A 3258-nucleotide genomic window follows, 5' to 3' on the forward strand; every position below is an offset into this window, starting at 1 on the left:
GCCGGTCATTTCTCAGGTGCCTTCCGTAGGGCAGCTTAACCAACCCCAACTGCCATCGGGATCCGTTGATCCCACTACTTCTCCCTTCCAGGGTCGAGCAGTAGCTCCTCCGGCAGGGGATCTTGCAGTCGGCAGCATCCTTCCTGCTCCCCCTCCAGTTGACTTGGGCTCAAATGCCAAGATTACCTTAACCCTGAGGGATGCTCCCGTAGGTGATGTGTTGAGTCTCTTGGTACGTCGAGCTGGATTAAATGTAGTTCTTAACGACGTTCCTCCGGACTTGACGATTTCCTTAGATGTAGCCGACTCACCCTTACAGGAAACGTTCAACTTTATCTTGCGGCTGAAGGAACTGCAAGCAACTCGTGTAGGGCAAACAGTTTTTATCGGCACTAGCCTTCCTGGAGTCGGCCAGCAGATTGTCAAAACATATAGACTTAATCAACTAAGAATCGAAGAGACAGAACAGACCTTTAACCTTACTGCTGCTGGGGCCGGAGGCGGGCAAGCAACAGTCGAAATCAATGCTAGACAACTAAGTATCACTCCAAGTGAAATCAGAAGTAGAATTTTAGCTATCCTGGAAGCATCGAATATCCCTCTTGCTCAAGAGTCAGCCATTCAAGCAGATCCAAGAACAAACTCACTAACTATTGTTGCCACACCTGCCCAGCATGATGTGATTGCAGCCTACCTTGCCCAGATTGATCTTAGAAGTCGTCAGGTCTTAGTTAGTGCTAGGTTTATTGAGATTAACCTCAATAACAACTCTAGTCTAGGAGTGGCATTAGGCGGTGCCTCTGGCAACTTTGCACTGGGCTCTGGAGATAATACCACCTTTGGTGGAACTCCCCTCAACCAACCTGCGGGATCTTCGGTTCCTGACGTTGGCGTAGTTCCTTCCGTAGGAACTGGCGGCTCACTTGTGTTCAACACCTTAAACCGACTCCAGCAATCTCTTGCGGCCCGCATAGATGCAGCTATTGCTTCAGGAACAGCCAAGATACTGGCTGACCCAAAAGTGGTCGTCGCTAACAACACGGGCGCGGCTATTGTAGTTGGTCAAGAAGTTATCACCAATAGGAGATTGGTAACAGACCCTGCAACGGGTACGTCAACAGTCGTTTTTGAAAAAGGAAACGCAGGAGTCAACTTAATTATTCAAAACGTCAGGATTGATGACAATGGCTACGTTACGTTGAATCTTCTTCCCCAGGTTTCATCTATCGGTAGCCAAATCACTTTAGCAGACGGAGCCGTAATTAGCTTGCTCAATCAGCGTTCTGTTGGCTCTTTGCAAATCAGACTTAAAGACAGGGAAACACTATTTTTGGCAGGATTGATACAAGAGGAGGATCGAGTGTCTGTTGATAAGGTTCCACTTCTTGCTGAGATCCCTCTGCTAGGCGCTCTCTTTCGTAGGCAAAACACGACGAACATTAGAAGTGAAGTTGTTGTCTTGATTACCCCAACTATTCTAGAAGAGTAGAAGAGTGGCCCGCCAATGACTGTCATTCTCTCAGACCGGTTGCTTTGCCAAAGATGGAAGATTCTCATAGAAACGGCTAAACCCTAAGATACGTTGCTGATTAATGCTGATGTCGAACTCTCGCCGCCGGCCTTGGCTGAAGCTGGGATCCCTGTTGCTCACCTTCGGGTTGGTCTGGGTGCTGGCTTGGGGTGAGGTAGGATGGCCGCAAACCTATCATCTCTCTCTACAGGTGCAGGGTCAAAGCTATTCACAGCTTGTCGAACAATCGCGCTCTTTGGTTTGGCAGACTTTGGCACAACAATTTCAGGCACAGCCGCAGGCGGAGCAGCTCACTTTAGAAGTACTGGGGCAAAGTGGGGAACAACAGCTGCCTCTATTCACGGTGCGAATGCCTCGTAGTGTTTGGCAGCAAAGCCCATCGCCAACTCAACTGGAGCAATATGCCACTTTCTATCCCAATGCATTAACTCTTTTACAACCAAGAGTGGGGGCCCGAAAAGCTCAGGTAGAATTTACTCCTCTTCCTCAAGGTGGAGTCGCATTGGTCTCTAGCAATCCTTCCAATGGCCAAAGAGGGATCCCAGTTGATCAAAGTATTCGCCTGCGTTTCGACCGAGAGCTTCCGACAGGAATGACGAGTTTGGCTTTTGGGATCCAGCCTCCTTTGGAAGTGGCCTTTGATATCCAGGGAAACGAGCTAATTGTACAGCCTTTACAGCCACTCAACTACAGTACCGATTACAGAGTGTTCTTACCTGCTGCCAAAGAGCTAGATTTACAAAATCCCATAGAGTTGACCTTCCGCACCGAGCCTCAATACACCTACCAGCGAGATATTCAGCCCCTACTGGATGCTAGCTGTGTGGGTTGTCATCAGCGGGCCGGTCGGATGCGGCGCAGCCCTTTGGATAGCTACGCCGCGGTGATGCGTTACGTAACGCCTGGATCAGAAAATAGCGAGTTGCTGAAACCGCGCTGGTTGGCTCGCCATGCTGTTATTCAACGGGCGGCAGGGATCCCCTTGAATGCAGAAGGAGAAGGGGCCGACGCCCCCGGTTCCTTATCGGAGCTTGGGACGGGAACTGTGCCGACGCCGAGACCCCCCGTGAGTGATCCCCAAGGAGAATTTCCCGGCTCTTTTATTGGACGCAGCGGATCTCCCGAATTGGCCTACATTCGCCGCAACGGCACCGGCACGGATCGCTTGGGCCACTTGAGCCCTGAAGAAATCCAGATCTTGCGTACCTGGATTATTCAGGATTGGGCTGCTGAGACCCACAAAAGTTAACCCGATGGCTCGGGGAGTCTTTATTGAGTTAAGATGAGTTGACCTAGATGTTAAGTTTCTTGACCAACTGCTTATCTTGGAACCAAAACCCTACGAGACCAACCGGTGACAACTGCTGCCAGGGATCCCTTGGATTGCATGAGGTGGGTTGTAGAAGCTTTTGGCAAGCGACTGGCAACCAGCTTGAGGACGAGAGCTGAGATTAGCGTCATTGCTGGCGCTGTTTTCGTGTCGCTCCGAGAGGAATCCTGCTAACTTTTTATCATTCAAAAAATAGGGATCCCAAATATGGGGATCCCCAAGTCTCCTTCCTCTAGTGTCTCAGTCTTCAACACACCTGTGTGAGTCGTTCTAATCTTAGGAACAAAACTGTGAAAAAGTCGTGCAGAGAAGCAAAGGACCTAAGCCCCGCTGTCTTGCTCAGGTGGCCTGGGATCCGGGACAGGCGATGAGCGCCAGCTCCACCTGATGTTCTCGG

Annotated in this window: 2 protein-coding genes; both read left to right on the forward strand. The window is 50.3% G+C overall.

Features of this window, described 5'->3' with window-relative positions; genetic code table 11:
- A partial coding sequence (locus NW852_RS12930; RefSeq protein ID WP_414426806.1) for a type II secretion system protein GspD occupies window positions 1-1489 on the forward strand: 1489 nt, incomplete at its 5' end.
- A gap of 154 nt (window positions 1490-1643) precedes the next feature.
- Window positions 1644-2780 (forward strand): Ig-like domain-containing protein, encoded by a 1137-nt coding sequence (locus tag NW852_RS12935; protein ID WP_414366769.1) that lies wholly within the window; start codon window positions 1644-1646, stop codon window positions 2778-2780.
- Window positions 2781-3258: the final 478 nt, after the last annotated feature.

Source organism: Synechococcus sp. H60.1 (genome assembly GCF_047462335.1).
Lineage (GTDB): Bacteria > Cyanobacteriota > Cyanobacteriia > Thermostichales > Thermostichaceae > Thermostichus.